At 44.3% G+C, this 20,249-nt stretch carries 15 protein-coding genes; 9 read left to right on the top strand and 6 right to left on the bottom strand.

The annotated features are described in order from the left end of the window. Positions 1–88: 88 nt before the first annotated feature. The 5 genes from QZ076_RS02960 to QZ076_RS02940 all read right to left on the bottom strand — a co-directional run bounded on the left by QZ076_RS02960 (position 89) and on the right by QZ076_RS02940 (position 8,572). The gene (locus tag QZ076_RS02960) at positions 89–643 is read right to left on the bottom strand and encodes a DUF3332 domain-containing protein (RefSeq protein ID WP_293710217.1); all 555 of its coding nucleotides are present in this window, start codon (positions 641–643) and stop codon (positions 89–91) included. After that, positions 640–2,127 (bottom strand): cytochrome C biosynthesis protein, encoded by a 1,488-nt coding sequence (locus QZ076_RS02955; protein WP_293710215.1) that lies wholly within the window; start codon positions 2,125–2,127, stop codon positions 640–642. Before QZ076_RS02955 ends, QZ076_RS02960 begins: the two co-directional genes overlap by 4 nt. Positions 2,128–2,139: 12 nt before the next feature. Further along, positions 2,140–3,699, bottom strand: a complete 1,560-nt coding sequence (locus QZ076_RS02950) for a DUF6057 family protein (protein ID WP_293710213.1) — start codon at positions 3,697–3,699, stop codon at positions 2,140–2,142. A 140-nt stretch (positions 3,700–3,839) separates the two neighbouring features. Further along, positions 3,840–5,471, bottom strand: coding sequence for a RagB/SusD family nutrient uptake outer membrane protein (locus QZ076_RS02945; protein WP_293710211.1), 1,632 nt, complete (start codon positions 5,469–5,471; stop codon positions 3,840–3,842). Between the two features lie 23 nt (positions 5,472–5,494). Next, positions 5,495–8,572 (bottom strand): TonB-dependent receptor, encoded by a 3,078-nt coding sequence (locus QZ076_RS02940; RefSeq protein ID WP_293710209.1) that lies wholly within the window; start codon positions 8,570–8,572, stop codon positions 5,495–5,497. A 555-nt stretch (positions 8,573–9,127) separates the two neighbouring features. Between QZ076_RS02940 and QZ076_RS02935 the strand changes: the two genes are divergently transcribed. The 5 genes from QZ076_RS02935 to QZ076_RS02915 all read left to right on the top strand — a co-directional run bounded on the left by QZ076_RS02935 (position 9,128) and on the right by QZ076_RS02915 (position 16,776). Beyond that, entirely contained in the window at positions 9,128–10,090 is a 963-nt protein-coding gene (locus QZ076_RS02935; RefSeq protein ID WP_293710207.1) for an alpha/beta hydrolase, read from the top strand. Positions 10,091–10,126: 36 nt separating this feature from the next. Continuing rightward, the gene (locus tag QZ076_RS02930) at positions 10,127–12,073 is read left to right on the top strand and encodes an ABC-F family ATP-binding cassette domain-containing protein (RefSeq protein ID WP_293710205.1); all 1,947 of its coding nucleotides are present in this window, start codon (positions 10,127–10,129) and stop codon (positions 12,071–12,073) included. Between the two features lie 155 nt (positions 12,074–12,228). Beyond that, positions 12,229–13,395, top strand: a complete 1,167-nt coding sequence (gene nagA / locus QZ076_RS02925) for an N-acetylglucosamine-6-phosphate deacetylase (RefSeq protein WP_129735420.1) — start codon at positions 12,229–12,231, stop codon at positions 13,393–13,395. Between the two features lie 34 nt (positions 13,396–13,429). Then, on the top strand, positions 13,430–14,596 hold the full coding sequence (nagA, locus tag QZ076_RS02920; RefSeq protein ID WP_293710203.1) for an N-acetylglucosamine-6-phosphate deacetylase: 1,167 nt from the start codon (positions 13,430–13,432) through the stop codon (positions 14,594–14,596). 185 nt (positions 14,597–14,781) lie between these two features. After that, positions 14,782–16,776: a glucosamine-6-phosphate deaminase gene (locus tag QZ076_RS02915; protein WP_293710201.1), complete on the top strand. Its 1,995-nt coding sequence runs from the start codon at positions 14,782–14,784 to the stop codon at positions 16,774–16,776. A gap of 129 nt (positions 16,777–16,905) precedes the next feature. Here the strand turns inward: QZ076_RS02915 and QZ076_RS02910 are convergent, their stop codons facing one another. Continuing rightward, positions 16,906–17,496 (bottom strand): DUF4251 domain-containing protein, encoded by a 591-nt coding sequence (locus QZ076_RS02910; RefSeq protein WP_293710199.1) that lies wholly within the window; start codon positions 17,494–17,496, stop codon positions 16,906–16,908. A 234-nt stretch (positions 17,497–17,730) separates the two neighbouring features. On the opposite strand from QZ076_RS02910, the gene QZ076_RS02905 reads away from it, so the two are divergent. Genes QZ076_RS02905 through QZ076_RS02890 form a run of 4 tightly spaced genes read left to right on the top strand, consistent with a single transcriptional unit; the run spans position 17,731 to position 20,167 of the window. Further along, on the top strand, positions 17,731–18,459 hold the full coding sequence (locus QZ076_RS02905) for a 2-phosphosulfolactate phosphatase (protein ID WP_293710197.1): 729 nt from the start codon (positions 17,731–17,733) through the stop codon (positions 18,457–18,459). Between the two features lie 44 nt (positions 18,460–18,503). After that, positions 18,504–18,833 (top strand): hypothetical protein, encoded by a 330-nt coding sequence (locus QZ076_RS02900; RefSeq protein WP_293710195.1) that lies wholly within the window; start codon positions 18,504–18,506, stop codon positions 18,831–18,833. Beyond that, positions 18,815–19,135 (top strand): type II toxin-antitoxin system RelE/ParE family toxin, encoded by a 321-nt coding sequence (locus QZ076_RS02895; protein ID WP_293710193.1) that lies wholly within the window; start codon positions 18,815–18,817, stop codon positions 19,133–19,135. The genes QZ076_RS02900 and QZ076_RS02895 overlap by 19 nt, the downstream gene beginning before the upstream one ends. Before the next feature lie 6 nt (positions 19,136–19,141). Continuing rightward, positions 19,142–20,167: a Gfo/Idh/MocA family oxidoreductase gene (locus tag QZ076_RS02890; protein ID WP_293710191.1), complete on the top strand. Its 1,026-nt coding sequence runs from the start codon at positions 19,142–19,144 to the stop codon at positions 20,165–20,167. Positions 20,168–20,249: the final 82 nt, after the last annotated feature.

Raw genomic sequence — 20,249 nt, 5'->3', positions numbered from 1 at the left:
GATTGGTATAGCTTGATAAAAGGGTATACCGAAAGTCCGTATGATAGCACGTATACTTCGGGTACACCCTTATGTGTTTGAACGCGGTTTATTTTGCTGCGTAGAAAGAATATCCTTCGGCTACCTGGCGGAATGCCAGAACACCGGCCTGGTTCAGCTCGACATTCATTTCCTTACCGTCGGGCAGATACATGACAACTTCGTCATTGTCTTTGAACTTCAGTAATTTGGTTGCTTCTCCATTCGCTTCGACGCTCCAGCTCTTGTCTGTTTCGTCGAATACCAGATCGATTGCTTTTTCTTCGCCTTCCTTCTGAATATGGTATCCGTCGGTTTTTGTTTCAACGGTATAAACGCCATCTTTGCCTTCGATCGTTTTAACTGTACCGGCATCTGCAACAGGATTGTTTCCACTCCAGAATTCGATAGAGTTGAGTACCAATACGTCGGCAAGTGCTGATATTTCGTAAACAGGAACAATCCAGAAAGCAATAAATACTAATTCGTTTACGAACTTACTGTCGATGTTTCTATTCCAGTCCAGAAGCTTATTCGTTAAACCAAATGATCCGATACAAGAGGAAAATAATACACTGCTGGCTAATGTGGTCGCCACTAATAATGTTAATCCTTTTTTCTTCATGAATTATTGAAATTGATGTTAGTAGTTAATTGTGGGCGAAGATAGTAATTATTTCGGTATCCGCCAACCAGTTCATCTCTGTTTTCTACGGGTTTGGTAATCAGTTCCGGAAGGTTGAATGTCCTGGTGAAATCGAGGTAGAAATCAGGGTCTTCCTGCGGAAGGACAAAGGGCTTTCCAGCCATGCCTGTCCGGCTGTCGAAGCTTGCTATATAAGGGTGCGCCCATAATCCGTCCAACCGTTTACTGCTGAAAACAAACCATTCTCCGGTAGACGACCAGGAATGAAAGCTTTCTACATCGTTGCTGTTTACTTCCTCCATATTACGTATGTTATTTGTTGCCAGATCGAGCAGATATAATTCGCTTTCCGGATGCCAGATCGAGAAGTTGCCATAGTCGGAGCAGGTAAACATCAGGAATTTCCCGTCGGGTGAGATACGTGGGAAAGAGACGCTTTTACCTGCTTCGGATGCATTGAATATGCATTCGGGGGTACCGAAACTTTCCTCTTTTTCGTGAAAAGGAATCCGGTACAGATCGTAATGAATGCTGTCGAGCGGCGTTTTTTTGTTTATTGCTTTACTGCGGCAATAATATAACATATCCCCGTCAGGGTTCCAGGTCGGGAACGTCTCCATCCATTTTTCACCGTAGACGGCAGTATCTGTGATAAGTGAATTGGTTTCCGTATCGAGTATGACCAGGTCCGACTCCGAGTCGGACACTTCCACTGCTTTAGGGCCGGTGGAATGGAAGTACTGTTGGATTTCGTTGACGGAAAAGGCCAGGTATCTGCCTCCCGGATGCCATGATGCGTAGGTTCCGGAGTTGTTCATTCCCGGAGCTTTGACTTCTGTCTTGTTTATCGTTTCCTGCCGGCGGACTAAGGTGCCACCTGCTTTTCCACGTATGTGTATCATCATCGTCTCCGGAGAGTTTTTGCAGAAGGTATGGCAGTTTAGGCAACCATTTTCTACGGATTGATTTTCGATGACCGGTGTTTCGTCGTAGGAGGTCAGGTCGCGCTGATAAATCCCCATCTGGTTCCACAGTTCGTAGCCCGGGTAGAGTAGGCGGTATACAAGATACGGGTCGATGGGAGAGCGGGAGATCACATTGGTGATATCCGGGTGTTGGATCCATTTGCCGTTTCGATGGATGGATATCCGGATATAGAATGTATTGCCGGCTGTATGCTTTAGCAGCTCTCTCCATTTTTCGACGGGGATAATTACGGATGACTGTTTACTCCGTATTGTGATATAGCCTCTTTCCTTATTGCCTATTTCTGTATAATATTCATCCCCTTCCTCTATGATCCTGAAATTGGGAGGGGCTATATTGGAGGGGAAAGTCACTCCGGTATAGTCGGGAAAGAGGGTGACCGGTATGTCGGTCTGCACTTCAGGTTCTATATCAGGCAGGGTGCAACTGCCTGATATGATTAGCAGCAGTAGGTAGATAACATATTTGTATGTCATTTTATCGGGATATTATTTGTTGATTACTTTGTTTCCGTAGGGACTGAGAAAGTTGAGGTAATACCAGTAGGTGTTTCCGAATTGCTTTCTCAGTTCCTGCATGTCTTTTTTCTGGTAAAGGGAATAATAGGCTTTAAATCTTTCTTCCGTAGTCGGACTGATCCTGAAACCCGTCTTGTTGAAGGTCTCTTCGTTTACTCCCAGGCGATAGATATAAAGTGCTTCCTCGTATATCCGCGGCAATTCGGGGTAGGAGAAAGCTCGTATCCTTTTCAGGTTCTCCGCAAAACGGACTAGCTGATTGCTTAATAACAGATCGCTCATCAGGTATTCGAATGCCATCCGGTTTGTCGGGTCTTTGTCGCACAGATAGCTGAGTTCCGGGCCTATGTTCAGAATATTGGCAAAACGGACTTTCTCTGTGTTATCGTAAGGGATCGCCTGTAATCCGGGGAGTTCTCCGGAGAAAAGATGTTTTTCCAGTTCTTCTGCCTGCTCCCGGTAAAAAAGAGAATGCTTTAGTTTTCGGATAAAACGCATGGCTACTTTCGGGCGGCGGTTGACGATGTTGTAACGGATCAGGTTGATCAGGTTCGGAGCTGTTTCCCCGAAGACGGTCATTGCTTCGAAGGCCCATCGGTGTGCTTCGTTTATATAACCCAGTTGTTCATAAATATAATGTCCGTATTCGGTTTGCCGGCTATCGCTTTTCCAGGGTAGATAGAGCGATTGTACTCCCATCGTCTGCGGATAGTCGAACAGATGGTATGGCATTTTACCTGTATGGAAAAGAGCCATGTTGTTGAAATATAAGATTAACTGGTTTTGTCCGCGGTATCGCTGGCAGCAGTCCATTACCTGTTCCCATTGGCCGGCTTTGAGGTGTATTTCAGCTTCGATAATCAACCGTTCGCGCATATTGTATGAAAAAATGAAAAAATAGAACGTACCTCCGGCGTACACAAGCAAACTAAGCAGGTTGATGGCCAGGCGGTATTTATTATTTATTATATGCCGGGTCACCCATAGGGTGGAGAGCACCGGGATAAGAATGACGCCGAGTGAAACAGCCGGATATATCCACCCGCATACTCCATATAATATAATAGTGGCCGGAATGAACAGTATCAACTTTAAGCGGTTGGATGTTACGAAGCTGATCCCCATATAAACCAACAGGCAAAAATCTAATCCGATCATATGGGTGATTGAAAAATCGACAGACAGGTATCGGAGCAGGAGCCAGAGAGAAGGAACTAAAGCTAATAAAAAGAGATCGTGTTTTCTAGTTAGTTTATGGCAGATAGTGACATTTAGTATGTAAGGTAGAGATAGTAAAAATGCAAACCATCCTTTTCCTGTGTGCGGCAGATAAAAGAACTGTATACAGAAATCGGTCAGGTAATCGAGCAACTGTCCCGGTGCCGAAAGGTGGCTGTTCAGGTAGGTTTGGGTGAAAAGGAACAGGTGATGCTGTTCGTGATAATGAGGTATGTAAAACATCGGCCCTTCCAAAAGCAGAAAGAACAGTGCCATGAGTAGGAGAAACAGGATGTAGGGAGTACGTCTCATAATATGTCGTATAATTATGTACGATCTTAGTACCCGGTAAGGTACCGATGCGGAACGTTATAAGGTTCCAGTGTGGAACGTGGTAAGGGCGGGCAAAAGAACACAAACAGAACTTTTGCCACGCCCTTTGGTTGAGTAATTTAGTCTTTGGTTGAATAACCCGGATTTTGTATCAGAGCCGGATTCAAGTCTATTTCAGATTGGGGAATCGGGAACAGATAATTATGGTCTTCATATTTACTGCCTGTCAGTTTGATGTTCTCACCCTGATACAGGATACATTCATCATCACCCACCAGTTTATATTTCATTCCCAGGAACGGTGCATTCAGTACATCTTTGGCAATACCCCAACGGCGGATATCCCATTTACGTTTGCTGCCTTCAAGTGCAAACTCTACACGCCATTCGTTGCGGATACGCTGGCGCAAGGCATCCTGGCTGCCGCAGTAAGTCGGTTTTGACGGATCTGTATTTTGTAGTTCAGGCATACCTACACGGCGGCGGATCTGATTTACGGCATCGAAGGCAGTAGCATCGAGGCCGGAAATCTCATTCTTCGCTTCGGCGTAGGTTAGCAATACTTCTGCATAACGGATAACATGCCAGTCTTTACCCATATCCCAACCCGCTGATTGCGGATCGATGTTAGGATCGAGCCATTTCTGCTGGTAATAACCTGTAGCAGTGGCATCGTTATGCTGGGCAACCCCGGTGCTTCCGCTCGACTTGATCGGTGCCGTTTTTACTGTAACGCCATACATCACTTCACCATCGTGCAATACGCAAACTTCCAGGCGCGGGTCGCGGTCTTTGAACGGATTTGTTTCGTCGTATGTTTTAGACTCGCTGATCGGTGAACCGTCTGCGCATTCGAATGCATCTACCAGGCTTTGTGTCGGGTTGATACCTCCCCAGCCTAATGTCGGGAAACATTCCCAGCCGATCAGATAGTGGGTAAGTTCCGGTGCATTGAACTGTCTGACCAGAATAGCTTCTTTACAAGCTTCCTGGCTTTCCCAGAATAATTCGGCATACCGGCCGGTGTTGTTGGCATCGAATAGTTCGTATTCTCCTGAATCCATGACTGTTTTAGCAGCATCGGCAGCTGTTTCGTAATGTTTGAAGTAAAGAGCCGCACGGGCTTTCATTGCATTGGCTGCACCTTTGGTGGCTCGTCCGTAGTCGCTTGAAGGCCACTGGGCCGGCAGGTGCGCGGCGGCATAATCCAGGTCTTCCATCACTTTGGCATACACCTGGTCGACCGGAGTGCGGGTGATACCGTCCATATCGTGTAGGTCGAGTGTACTTTCAACATAAGGTACATCACCGAAACTCTGTATCAGTCCGAAATAAGTAAAGGCACGCAGGAAACGAGCTTCTCCCATGGTTGCTTCTTTATCGGCCTGGTCGAAGTCTTCGATCATGTCGATCTTTTCCAATAAGACGTTACAGGCACGGATGGCCTTATACTCATCACTCCAACCCATGTCTGCCGGATCATAGATGCCTTTTGAAACGTTTCCGGCCGCCCATTTGATGCCGTGTACGGCATTATCCGAGTCAATGTCACTATCTACATCTCCATTGTATTTTCCTGGCATGACCTGACGGTATACATCTCCAATGAACATTTTTGCATCATTGGGCGTTTTCCAGAAACTTCCGTCGGACAATTCATCCTGTGGTATCCGGTCCAGAAAATCGCTACAGGAGCTGAAGCCTAATATACTCGCAGCAGAGATAGCTATATATATAAAATTCTTTTTCATATTTCTAATTGATAAACTGTTATTTAAAATCCAACTTTAAGACCTACAGAGATCTTCCTTACGTTTGAATAAAGTCCTCCGCGTGAATTACTCGGTGCCGATTCCGGGTCGAGAGTATCCATCCCTGTAATGGTGAAAAGGTTTTCACCGGTTACATATACTTTTACCCGTTCCAAATTGATCTTTGTCAGAAGTGCTTTCGGAAGGTTATAACCGACTGTCAGGTTTTTCAGACGAACATAAGATGCGTCTTCCAGCCAGTAAGAAGAGAACTGGTAGTTAATCTGGTCTGCCATTGTGATACGCGGATAAGATGCGTCATGATTGGTCGGAGTCCAACGGTCCAGATGGCGTTCCAATACTTTACCACCGTTGAAGAAGGCATAAGCAGCTTCACCGTTGACATAGGCATCTACGTCGAAAGCTCCCTGGAAGAAGAAGGACAGATCGAAATTTTTGTAGTATAAATTAGCTCCCAATCCGGCTGTCCAGCTGGGGAATTCTTTACCGATTACTTCTCGGTCGTTGGCTGCATCGATCTTGCCGTCACCATTCAGGTCTACATATTTAATATCTCCCAGTTGTTCTGTTCCGGTGCGTTTGGCATGATTTTTCAAATCATCTTCTGTATTGAAATAACCGTCAGCCCGGTAACCGTAATAAGATCCGATAGGATATCCTTCGAGGAACCAGAAGTTACCACGACCGTCGCCCGGTTCTTTGCCTTCCGTTCCTTTCAGGTCGATCAGTTCGTTGTGAACATATGCCAGGTTGAAATTGATGTCATATCTAAAGTCTTTGTTTATAACATTATTGTGAAAGACGCTCAGATCGAAACCGGTATTCTGTACTTTACCGGCATTCTGCCTGGGAGCATCCAGACCGAAGATGCCTTGAACGGGAAGCAACAGAAGCATATCGGATGTCGTTTTCTTATACCCTGCCAGTTCAAAGCCCAGTTTGTTGTTTAGGAAAGATGCCTCGATAGCCCCTTCCAAACTGCTTACTGTGGCCCATTTCAGATCTTTGTTGGCATAACGGCTTTCATAGGCGGTAGAATATAAGGAGTTGCCGAACATGTATTTTTCGTAAGCGTAGGAAGGAATTGTCAGATAAACTTCTTCGTCTTTCAACTCTTCGTTACCGGTCTGTCCCCAGCCTACACGTAGTTTTAGGTTGCTCAGCCAACTGATATCAGCATTCTTCATAAACTCTTCTTCTGTGATTCTCCATCCGGCCGAGAAAGCAGGGAAGGTACCCCAACGATTACCGGAAGCAAAGCGGGAAGAACCATCCAAACGGACATTGGCTTCAAACAGATATCTGTCGGCAAAACTGTATTGCATACGACCGAAATAAGAACGGTGGGCTACTTCGTAACCTGTCTCCTTATTTGTTTGTGACGAAGCGTCCAGTGTACTCAATGATTCCTGTAACTCATTGTTACCTCCTCCCTTACGGGTCGCTTCCAGATGTTTGTAGCGGTGGTCGATCTGTTCGAAACCGGCCAGTAAGCCCAGGTCGTGTTTTCCCCAGGTTTCGTTATAATTAACCAGTACCTGTGTGGTATACCAGTTCCACCACGTCTGTTTCTCATTGGCTTCGCGCAATCCTGTATTTGCTTCATCCTTTTCACCGTAAACGATGTTTGCCTTGAAACCGTTCTCGTCGCGGAAGTCGTTGCGAATGGAGAATAATGCTTTGGCGGACAGGTTGGGCAGGATGTTGACTTGTCCGTACAATGTTCCGTTTACCTGTTGATCCATTGTCCTTTTGAAGCCGTCACGCCCTAATAAAGCTACCGGGTTATCTTTTCCGTGGTAAAGGTAGTCACCGTTTTCATTGCGAACGCCTTCAATCGGAGTGGCGCGGTTTGTGAATTGGGTCATACCGGCTACGCTGTTCCAACCGTCCATCAGGGTACCGCGGTATCCTGAAACATTCATTCCGGCAGAGAACCATTTGTTGATCTGTGAATCGATGTTTGTGCGGGCATTGAAACGTTTATAATTGTTGGCGTCTATTAAACCATCCTGTTGGGTGTAACCGACGGATGCGCTGTAGCTGGTTTTTTCCGAACCTCCGCTGATGGATAAATGATGCATCGTTTCAATGGAGTTTTTCTTCATTGTCTCTTTATACCAATCCGTGTTGGGATGACCGTAAGGATCAGTACCATTCCGGTATAACTCAATATCCGTATCAGAGAATCGTAATGGGTTATTCGGGTTATCATTTAATGTCGCTTCGTTGTACAATATTGCATAATCAGCCGATCCCAGGAATTTCGGACGCATAGTCGGAGTAGCCCAAGCTACATTACCGGAATAGCTAACACGGGCTCTTTCTCCTTTTTTCCCTTTTTTGGTTGTGATAAGGATTACACCGTTCGCTGCTTGTACACCATAGATGGCAGCGGACGAAGCGTCTTTCAGTACTGTCAGGCTCTCGATATCAGACGGATCGATCGTATTCATGCTTCCGGGTACACCGTCGACAATAACAAGCGGACTTACGGCATTAACCGAATTCTTACCGCGAATAGTAATAGTTCCTGTCTGGCTACCCGGACGACCTGAGCTTTGAATGGCAGTAACACCCGGCATCTGTCCGGCTAATGCGGCAGATACACTGGATACGGGTCTTGACTCTAATGTTTCTGCTTTTACAGTGGCAACCGAACCGGTCAGGTTGGCTTTCTTCTGCACACCGTAACCCACTACAACAACTTCATCCAGTGCTTGTGAATCTTCATTTAATGTGATTTTTCCTTTGGAGGCTTCAGAAGCTTTAATCTCCAGAGTTTTAAACCCGATACTACTGATCACTAAGATGTCATTAGAATTGGCTTCCAGTGTGAATTTCCCATCCAGATCAGTGACAGTTCCGTTTGTTGTCCCTTTAACAACGACGTTGGCTCCAATCAATGGTTCTTTCATTCCACCATCGAAAACTACTCCACTTATGGCTTTTTTCTGTTGGGTAATAGATACTTCTGCTGTAGTGGCATACAGGGAAGATGTGGTTACTGAAACAGGAAAAGCAAGTGCGATTAAAAGCAATGATAGTTGATTTTGCTTTAAAATAGACCTGTAATTCATGTGTTTTTTATTGATAATTAATACTAGTGTTGCTATTGACATAGTTCTAGCAGAACTATTTAAAAACAACGCTGCAAATATAATATATTTTTTATTATCAATGCATAAATATATTAAAATCATTTACGATATACAATACTAACAGCTTTGTTTGTTAATTATCGATTACTCAATTAAGTTAATACATTTCTCTATTATCCTGATCAACAAAAGCTAATATAGTGAAATATTGTCGGTTATATACCACTCGTATACTTTAGTTCTGCTAGAACGATGTCGTTATTTCTCTCATGCAACTTTAATAAATCCTCTCATTTGTTTCTACCCAATAGATAACTTTATCTGAATTAGAAAGTCCGGATAATGAATTTTCATGATTATCAAAATGATATTAGTATAGCTACTAATCGGGATTAATATAGCGACTAAAAAGAATTAGTCGCAAGGGTAATATATTTTAACATATTAATCCGTTTTAAAAGTATTCAAAAGAAGAACATTTTGTCACTTTGTTTTCTTAGCTTTGCGTATTCTATCAATGTATGTATGCATAATATGTCTAACCGAATATTAATCTCGTTTTGTTTCTTGTTTGTTGGTCTGATAGTTTCGGCTCAGGTACCTGTCCGGTTGAATGAACGTCCTATTAGCCTGAATACTTCATCCGGGAAGATCAATGGAAAGATGATAGTCCCGGGAACGGCAACTTTCCCATTAGTGTTGATTATTGCAGGTTCAGGGCCAACCGACATGGATGGTAATTCGGTTGTGGCCGGTATGAAGAATAATTCGCTGAAATACCTGGCTGAAGAGTTGGGTAGGAGAGGCGTTGGCTCCCTGCGTTTTGATAAACGGGGTGTTGCTTCCAGTGCAGGCGCCGGGAAAGATGAGTTTTCCATGCGTTTTGAAGACGGTATAAAAGACGTACGGGAATGGATCGATCTTTTGTCCCGCGATCGTCGTTTGAGTGGTATTTATATAGCAGGTCATAGTGAGGGCGCCCTGGTCGGGATGCTTGCCAGCCAGGATAATCCGAAGGTGAAAGGATATATTTCTCTGGCAGGAGCGGGTCGGCCTATGTCGGATCTGCTGGAAGAGCAGATGGGCGGACAACCTGAAGTGATACGGAAAATGGTGGTATCTATCAACGACTCCCTGAAAGCTGGTAAACTGGTTCCGAGTGTGCCGCTGGGATTGCAGGCTTTGTTTCGTTCTTCCGTTCAGCCATATCTGATCTCTTGCTATAAATACGATCCGCAGAAAGAGATAAAGAAACTGACTGTTCCTGTCCTGTTGTTACAGGGGAAAACAGATATACAGGTCTCTGTAAAAGATGCAGAATTATTAAAACAATCATTACCTTCTGCTGAAATCCATTTGATAGACGGTATGAACCATGTATTAAAGGATTGTGCTACGACAGACCGTCAGGCTCAGATGGCTGTTTATACCGATCCTGACCTTCCTGTCGATGAGAACTTGCTCTTATTCATTGAAAAGTTTGTGAAGAAGCCCTGAACAATTGTATCTTTGTGCCTGTAAATAGAAATAAATATGATTTCAGTTGAAGGACTAACAGTTGAATTTGGTGGTTTTACGCTTTTTGATGATGTTTCATTTGTAGTAAATAAGAAAGATCGCATCGCACTGGTCGGAAAGAACGGGGCGGGAAAATCTACGATGTTGAAGATATTTGCAGGTTTACAATCTCCGACATCCGGTACTGTCAGTGTACCTAAAGAAACGACGATAGGTTATTTGCCACAGCAGATGCAATTGACGGACACACGTACCGTCAGGGAAGAAGCCGAGCAGGCATTCGGTCATATCCGGGAAATGGAGAAAGAGATCGAACGGTTGAATCTGCAACTGGCTGAACGTACCGATTATGAAACGGAATCTTACCAGAAACTGATAGATAAGGTGACGCATCTTTCCGAACATTTTCAGATGATGGGAGGAAGCAATTATCATGCTGAACTGGAACGTACATTGATCGGACTGGGTTTCAAACGTACCGACTTCGATCGTTCGACATCAGAATTCAGCGGAGGTTGGCGTATGCGTATCGAGTTGGCTAAGTTGTTGCTTCGCCGACCGGATGTGTTATTGCTCGATGAACCGACCAACCACCTGGATATTGAATCTATCCAATGGTTGGAAAACTTTATTGCTACCCGTGCTAATGCCGTCATACTGGTATCTCACGACCGTGCTTTTATAGATAATACGACTTTCCGGACGATTGAGATCGAACTGGGGAGTATATACGATTATAAAGTAAAATATTCCGAATATGTAGAACTCCGTAAAGAGCGCCGGGAACAACAACTCCGGGCTTTTGAAAACCAGCAGAAGAAACTGGCCGATACAGAAGCTTTCATCGAACGTTTCCGCTATAAGGCTACCAAGTCTGTTCAGGTACAATCGCGTATCAAGCAGTTGGAAAAGGTAGAACGTATCGAAGTGGACGATGTGGATACTGCTATGTTGAGTCTGAAGTTTCCTCCGGCTCCCCGTTCCGGTTCCTATCCGGTTATTATGGAAGATGTGGCGAAAAGGTATGGTGACCATCTGATCTTCCAGAATGTAACTCTGACGATCAATCGTGGCGATAAAGTCGCTTTTGTCGGGAAGAACGGAGAAGGTAAGTCAACCCTTGTCAAATGTATTATGGATCAGATCGACTATGAAGGTAAACTTCAACTGGGCCATAATGTGAAGATCGGCTATTTTGCACAAAATCAGGCGCAGCTGCTCGATGATAACCTCACTGTATTCGATACTATCGATTATGTGGCAGAGGGTGATATACGAACAAAAATACGTGATATACTAGGCGCTTTCATGTTTGGCGGTGAGGCTTCCGATAAGAAAGTGAAAGTCTTGTCGGGGGGCGAACGGAGTCGTTTGGCAATGATCCGTTTGCTGCTGGAACCAGTCAACCTGTTGATTCTCGATGAGCCTACGAACCATTTGGATATGCGTTCGAAAGATGTATTGAAAGATGCTTTGCGTGAGTTTGACGGAACGGTGATCGTAGTTTCTCACGACCGTGAATTTTTGGATGGACTCGTAGATAAAGTGTATGAGTTCGGTAACCAGCGTGTAATCGAACATCTGGGTGGCATTTATGAATTTCTGGAAAGGAAAAAGATGGATAATCTGCGTGAACTGGAACGTACCACCCAAACAGCATCTTCTTCCGGTGAAACGGAAGATCAGCCTACACAGAATAAACTTTCGTACGAAGCTCGTAAAGAGCAGAGTAAAGCGATCAAGAAAGTAGAAAAGTCGGTAGCTGAAGCCGAGAAGAAAATATCAGAACTGGAAACATCGATCGCTGCCGTCGAAGCTAAGCTAGCTACGCCCGAAGGAGCCTCCGATACCTCTTTATACAGCGATTACTCTTGTTTGAAAAAAGAGTTGTCCGATACCATGGATACATGGGCGGAGCTGACCATAGAGTTAGAAGAATTAAATGAAAAAGCGTCCCGGTGATCCGGAGACGCTTTTTTTGAAAGATATTGATTGGAGAAGGATCTCAATTAAATAAAAGTATTTACTTTTGCTCTCTGACTGGCTTTGATCTGTTACATTATGGAATAGAGCTGATCGATAAATAACAAACGCCTAATTTATATAGACAAAATATTATGTTAACTCAAATTATTAACGGTCGTATCCTGACACCGCAGGGCTGGATGAAAGATGGCTCTGTTTTGATCAGTGATAACAAGATCCTGGAAGTCACGAACTGTGACCTGGCCATAGTCGGTGCAAATTTAATTGACGCCAAGGGAATGTATATCGTTCCCGGCGGTGTGGAAATTCATGTTCATGGCGGTGGCGGACGTGATTTTATGGAAGGTACGGAAGAGGCATTCCGTGCTGCTGTTGCCACTCATATGCAACACGGTACCACAAGCATTTTCCCAACCTTATCCTCTTCTACAATTCCGATGATTCGTGAAGCGGCGGCTACTACAGAGAAATTGATGGCAGAAAAGGATAGTCCTGTTCTGGGATTACATTTGGAAGGTCATTATTTCAATATGAAAATGGCCGGAGGTCAGCTCCCTGAAAATATCAAGAACCCTGATCCCGAGGAATATATTCCGTTGCTGGAAGAAACTAACTGTATCAAACGCTGGGATGCAGCGCCTGAATTGCCCGGTGCTATGCAGTTTGGTAAATATATTACATCTAAAGGTGTATTGGCATCTGTCGGTCATACACAGGCCGAATACGAAGATATCCAGACAGCTTATGAGGCTGGTTATACTCATGCGACACATTTCTACAATGCAATGCCCGGTTTTCACAAACGCCGTGAATACAAATACGAAGGTACGGTTGAAAGTATCTATCTGATAGATGATATGACGGTCGAGGTTGTAGCCGACGGTATCCATGTTCCTCCTACTATTCTTCGTCTGGTATATAAGGTGAAGGGGGTAGAACGTACATGTTTGATCACAGACGCATTGGCTTGTGCTGCCAGTGACAGTCAGGTAGCTTTCGATCCTCGTGTGATCATTGAAGACGGAGTGTGTAAGTTGGCCGACCGTTCCGCTTTAGCAGGTAGTGTCGCTACCATGGACCGCCTGATCCGTACTGTTGTGCAGAAGGCTGAAATACCTCTGGAAGATGCTGTTCGTATGGCTTCTGAAACGCCGGCACGTATAATGGGGGTTTACGACCGTAAGGGGTCTTTGCAACGTGGCAAGGATGCAGATATTATGGTCTTGGACAAAGATCTCAATGTAAGAGCTGTCTGGGCTATGGGGAAATTGGTGGAAGGCACTAATAAGTTGTTTTAACGGGTAGAACAGGAATAGAAATATAGTAGAAGTTATGTTAACGCAAATAATAAACGGACAGATACTCACGCCACAGGGTTGGATGAAGGATGGCTCTGTCTTGATCAGCGATGGTAGAATACTGGAAGTGACGAACAGCGACCTGGCTGTGATCGGTGCGACTATAATCGATGCCAAAGGAATGTATATCATTCCTGGCTTCGTAGCAATGAATGTACACGGAGGGGGAGGATACGATTTCAAGGAATGTACGGAAGAAGCATTTCACGGAGCGGTAAATGCTCATATGAAGCATGGTGCAACTTGTATTTTTCCAACTTTGGCGCCGCTTCCGGTTACTGAAATTCAGAAAGGAGTTACTTTATGCGAAAGCGTGATGGCTGAGAAAAATAGTCCTGTCCTCGGCTTGCAACTGGAAGGCCCGTATCTGAATCCTAAAATGGCAGGTAGTCTGTTGACGGATGCCTTGAAAAATCCTGATCCTGCCGAATATAAATCTTTACTCGATAGTACCACTTGTATTAAACGTTGGGATGCCAGTCCGGAGTTACCGGGTGCATTGGATTTTGCCCGTTATGTCCGTTCGAAAGGCCTTTTAGCTGCGGTTTCGCATACAGAAGCAGAATTTGATGATATTAAGGCGGCTTATGAGGCTGGTTTTACGCATGCCGCTCATTTCTATAATGCGATGCCGGGTTTCCACAAGCGTCGTGAATATAAATATGAAGGGACGGTGGAAAGTGTATTCCTGGTTGATAATATGACAGTTGAGGTTATTGCCGACGGACGTCATTTACCGTCGACGATCCTTCGTTTGGTTTATAAACTGAAAGGAGTGGAACATACCTGCCTGACTACCGATGCATTGGCTTATGCTGCTAATGAAGGAAAACCTGTTGACGATCCCCGTATTATCATAGAAGACGGCGTTTGTAAGTTGGCTGACCATTCTTCATTGGTAGGAAGTATTGCTACAATGGATGTTTTGGTTCGTACGATGGCGCAGAAAGCCGGAGTACCTTTGGCAGACGCAGTCCGTATGGCTTCCGAAACCCCAGCCCGCCTGATGGGTGTAGACGATCGTAAGGGTTCTTTGCAGCGTGGTAAAGATGCCGATATCGTTATTCTGGACCGTAAGTTGAATGTCCGCTCTGTTTGGTCAATGGGACATTTGGTGGAAGGTACCAATACATTGGCCTGACGACAGACAAATGTATTTAACATATTAATATATCCTAAAGACGCACAACTGTGCGTCTTTATTCTTTGTTAATACCGACTTATAGGTAAATAGATATTTTTGATCGCTTCTGTTAATCTTTATTTGCCGGAGAATTGTTATATTTGTAGTTCAAGTAAAAAAGTTGTACTAAATCGTAATTAAACATGAAGACGAACCTTAGTTCTCAAATTACCCTGACGCGTATACCGCTCAGGTATTACCGTCCGGAAAACGCTTACGAGCAATCAGTTTTAACTCGTTTTGAAAAGATTCCGACAAACATCTACGAATCGGCAAATGAAGGTTCTTTCGCGATCGCAAAAGAATTGGCTTCACAAATACGTAAGAAACAGGATGCGGGCGAGCCTTTTGTGCTGGCTTTGTCAGGAGGACGCTCTCCTCAGAGTGTCTTTAAAGAATTGATCCGTTTGCATAAGGAAGAACAATTAAGCTTCCGTAATGTGATTGTATTTAATGTATATGAGTTCTATCCTCTGAGCGCATCGACCAATAGCAATCTGAACTACTTGAAGGAATCCTTCCTCGACCATGTGGATATCGATCCGAAGAATATTTATTCACCGGATGGTTCTATGCCGAAGGATGCTATTTTTGAGTTTTGCAGAAACTATGAACAACAAATTCAGAATGTAGGAGGTATCGATTACATCCTGCTGGGGGTTGGTCATGCAAGTAATATCGGCTTTAACGGTCCCGGTTCTTCGGTTAGCGTGGGTACTCGTTTGGTGTTGTTGGATAATGATGCCCGTAAAGAAGCTGCCAGAACATTTAAGTCTATCGAGAATGTCCCTGCCAGTGTGATCACAATGGGTATCTCTACTATTCTGCGTGCAAAGAATGTTATATTGATGGCTTGGGGTGAAGATAAAGCCCGTATCATAGCCAATACGGTTGAAGGTAAGGTTAGCGAAGCGGTTCCTTCCACTTATTTACAAAATCATATGAATGTAAAGGCGGTTATCGATCTTTCTGCTGCTTACGAACTGACAAGAATCAGCCATCCCTGGTTGGTTACCAACTGCGATTGGGATAACAAGTTGATCCGTCGTGCTATCGTTTGGCTGTGCCAGTTGACCGGTAAACCGATCCTGAAACTGACTAATAAAGATTATAGCGAACATGGTCTGGGTGAACTGTTGGCATTGTACGGCTCTGCTTATAATGTGAACATCAAGATCTTTAACGATATCCAGCACACAATTACCGGTTGGCCGGGTGGTAAGCCGAATGCCGACGATACCAATCGTCCGGAACGCGCTACTCCGTATCCAAAGAAGGTGATCGTATTCAGTCCGCACCCTGATGATGACGTGATCTCTATGGGTGGAACGTTGCGTCGTTTGTGCGATCAGCACCATGATGTACATGTGGCTTATGAAACATCCGGAAATATTGCCGTAGGCGATGACGAAGTGATCCGTTACTGCGAATACCTGCGTGACGTTTGCGATAAGTATTCTCCGAACGATACATCCGTTAAGGATAAGGCGGAAGAGATCATAAAATACCTGCGTTTCGAAAAGGTGGAAAACGGGGAACCGGAAAAAAAGGACGTTCTGTTCATGAAGGGAACTATTCGTCGTGAAGAAGCTCGTCACGGTTGCCGTTATTCAGGGGTGAAGGACGAAAACGTTCACTTCCTGGATCTGCCGTTCTATGAAACAGGTCTGGTTAAGAAGAACGATCTGGGTGAAGCCGATGTAGCTATCGTAAAGAAACTGTTGCAGGATATCCAACCGGATCAGATGTTTGTTGCCGGTGACCTGGCTGACCCGCACGGAACACATAAGGTTTGTCTGGATGCCGTACTGGCTGCTATCGACGAACTGAAAGACGAAGAATGGCTCAAACATTGCCGCGTTTGGATGTATCGCGGAGCATGGGCAGAATGGGAAATGGACCACATCGAAATGGCAGTTCCTATCAGTCCGGAAGAATTACGTTTCAAACGTAATGCGATCCTGAAACACCAGTCACAGGCTGAAAGCGCACCGTTCCTGGGCGACGACGAACGTCTGTTCTGGCAACGTGCCGAAGATCGTAACCGTGCTACAGCTGAATTGTACAAAGAATTGGGACTAGCCTCTTACGAAGCGATCGAAGCTTTTGTTCAGTATATGATCCCGTTCGAGAAATAAGAATAGCATTCTGAAAACATAGAAGGTATCCTGAAAAGGATACCTTCTTTTTTATGTCCGGAACAGATCACAAAAAAAGAAGATGTCCTTTTGAGACATCTTCTTCATTAATTCTGAGTTGATACTAAATTAATAGGTAGTTCCCTGGAATACATTCGATTGAGAATATGGTAGTAAAGTACCGACCATAGTCAAGTCTCTTCCTGAGAAGTTCGGGTCTACTGTAACAGTGGCCCGGTTACTACCGTTCATAAGAACCAGATTGACAGTGGCGGAGATGAAGATTCCCTGTACACTCATTGACAGGTAAACGTTACCGTCTTTATCCTGTTTGCTCTGTATATTAGATGCGCTACCCTGTACGGTTACACCACCTAAGCCGTTAGGACCTGGATACGGAGAGTTGGAAGCGATCTGAACCATTGCCTGTCCGTTGTTCAAAGAGACGAAGTTTGTGTTAGAGTTCACATAGTAAACCATTCCGTTCATCGGTTGCACGGAGTTAGCTTCCAAAACAAAAGACTGGTCAGTGATAGCTTGCAGGGCTGTGTTGAATTCCTGTTCGTCCATGACGGCATCTCTTGCTTCTCTAGCTTCTTTCTTTTCTTTTCTTTCTAACTTTTTCTCTGCTTTTTCTGCGGCTTTACTCTGAGCCTGTACATGTGTCATTCCCCCCATAACTAGAGTGAAAACGACGATAAAAGATACAATTCTTTTCATACGATTTAGTTTAAAACGTTTTCAAAATGTAATAAAAAAACAAGCAAAGGGTAAAAAGGTTTCTGGTAAATAAGCGAATACATATACTATAACATTCTATCAGAGTTATTTGGTTAATCCTCATATTTATTAAAGAAACTTTTATATTATAGCCAGTTAGGCGGCTTGTCGGCTAGGTATTCAGCAAATTATCCAGTACTTTTGTAGGAATGTTGAAGATAAAAACGAGAAGATATGAAGATAGATGTTTGTTTCTCGCCGGTCTTGTACCCTGTATATCATAATCCGGAGGCGATTGTCGTAGTAGTGGATGTGTTTCGTGCAACGACGACGATGGCGGCAGCTTTTAAGAATGGAGTACGCAGTATCCGCCCGGTGGCAACTGTGGAAGAGGCGAAGGAATATAAGGAAAAAGGCTGGCTGGTGGGAGCTGAGCGGAATGTGAAACGTTGTGATTTTGCGGATTTCGGCAATTCACCGTTCGATTATACGCCGGAGATGGTTTCCGGCAAAGATATCATCTTTACAACAACGAATGGAACGCGGGCTATCACGATCGCCAAATCGGCGTACCGTGTCATAACGGGTGCCTTTGTCAATTTGCAGGCGGTTGTGGATTATTGTCTGTTTCATGGGCGTGATGTTGTGGTTTTGTGTTCCGGCTGGCAGGATAAAGTGAATATAGAAGACACTCTGTTCGGTGGTGCTTTGGTGGATGCCCTTGCTTTTACAGGCAAATACGAACCGGCCTCTGATGCTGCGATCATTGCCCGCGATATGTGGATAAATAATAAAGAGGATCTGATCGCTTACCTCGATCCGACTGACCATATGGCTCGCCTGAAAGCAAATCACCTGGAAGATTCGGTGGCTTATTGCCTGACGCCGGATAGTGCTGTTGTTGTGCCGGAATTGGTGATAGAAAGGGATGCCTTGGTTTTGAAGAAGGTTATTACGATTTAAACAGATAGATTTATTATATTTGTAGATCACTAAATAAATAGATTATGCCGGTAAAACCTTATTCTCATCTGGATGATGAGCAACAACATCAGCAACGTTTAAATGAACCATCTCTGGCGTATGGCTATGATTTGAACGCATTGAAAGTGGAAGCAATCGGATTATTAATGAACATTGATACTCCGGCATTATTGCATAAAGCGATAGACAGCCTTTCTCATATATTAAAGGAAGGAGCAGGTTCTCCAATTCAGTTTACCGTAGAAGAATTAAAGAAAGAACTGAAGGTGTCGATGGAGCAATCCGGTATGGGATTAGGTATATCACAGGAAGAAATGCTTAAAAGGAAACCATCATGGATGAAATCCGAATAAAATGGTTACCCAAAGCAATAGGGCATATTGACGATCATTGTGCCTTTCTGGCTGAAAAGAACGAAAGAGTGGCTTATGAGCTATATATAACATTAGTCAAATCTGCGGATATATTCTATACATTTCCTCAGGCTGGCCCGGTAGAACCTTTGCTGACAGATATGCCGAATTGTTTTCGCTCTTTAGTAGTAAACGGACATTACAAGTTAATTTACACGGTGAAAGAACATCTGGTCGAGATCCATGCGGTATGGGATTGCAGGCAAGATATTTCACGATTAAAACAAGTCTTGGAAAGATAAATAGATATGGCTACGATAAATAAAATACGTTTCGGAGTAGTCGGAACGAACTTTATAACAGACTGGGTGATTGCCGGTGCACGGGAGGATGAACGTTTTGAATTGGTGGCAGTCTATTCGCGTACTCAGGAAACTGCAGATGCTTTTGCCGCCAAACATCAGATACCTTATACATTTACATCTTTGGAGGAAATGGCACAGAGTCCATTGATCGATGCGGTATATATTGCATCACCCAATTTCCTGCATGCTTCACAGAGTATCCTGTGCATGAAACATGGCAAACATGTATTGTGTGAGAAGCCTTTCGCCTCCAATGCGAGGGAGGTAAAGGAGATGATGGCTGCTTCCCATGAGTATAACGTGACGCTGATGGAGGCAATGAAGCCCACGCTAACCCCAAACTTCCGGGCTGTGCGTGAAAATTTGCATAAGCTGGGGACGATACGCCGTTATTTCTCCTGCTATTGCCAGTATTCATCACGTTATGATAAGTTCAGGGAAGGTATAGTATTAAATGCTTTTAAGCCGGAGTTGTCGAATGGTGCGATGATGGATATTGGTATTTATACATTGTACCCGATGGTCGTACTGTTCGGTCGCCCGCAAAAGGTGGAGGCGACAGGTGTGGTCCTTTCTTCGGGGGCAGACGGGCAAGGGGCAGTTAATTTCGTGTATGAAGGGATGAATGCAACTATCCTTTATTCAAAGATCGCTAACTCTTATCTACCTACGGAGGTACAGGGTGAGGAGGGAAATATCAATCTGGATCGTATAAATATAATAGGAAAGGTTACTTATACCCCCCGCATTCCGGCGGGTGCAGGGAAGACAGCTGTTTCTGAGCCGATAGATATAAGTGCGGTGACAGATAAGAATGAATATTTTTATGAGGTGGCTGAGTTTATCGATCTGATCCAGGCGGGAAAGCGCGAGTCGGAGATCAATAGCCATGAGAATTCGCTTATCACTCTTGAGATAATAGATGAAGTACGCCGTCAGCTGGGGATCGTTTATCCGGCGGATAGGTAGTTCACCTTTTCCTGGATATGAATGTTGTGTTGTTGGTATGGGCGTTTCGCGAAGAGTATATAAGGAAACCCGACAAATGGTC

Origin of the sequence: uncultured Parabacteroides sp., from assembly GCF_905196875.1 — a bacterium.
Classification (GTDB): Bacteria; Bacteroidota; Bacteroidia; order Bacteroidales; family Tannerellaceae; genus Parabacteroides.
Note: the sequence above shows the minus strand (reverse complement) of the source record. Positions and strands in the feature narration are given on the sequence as shown.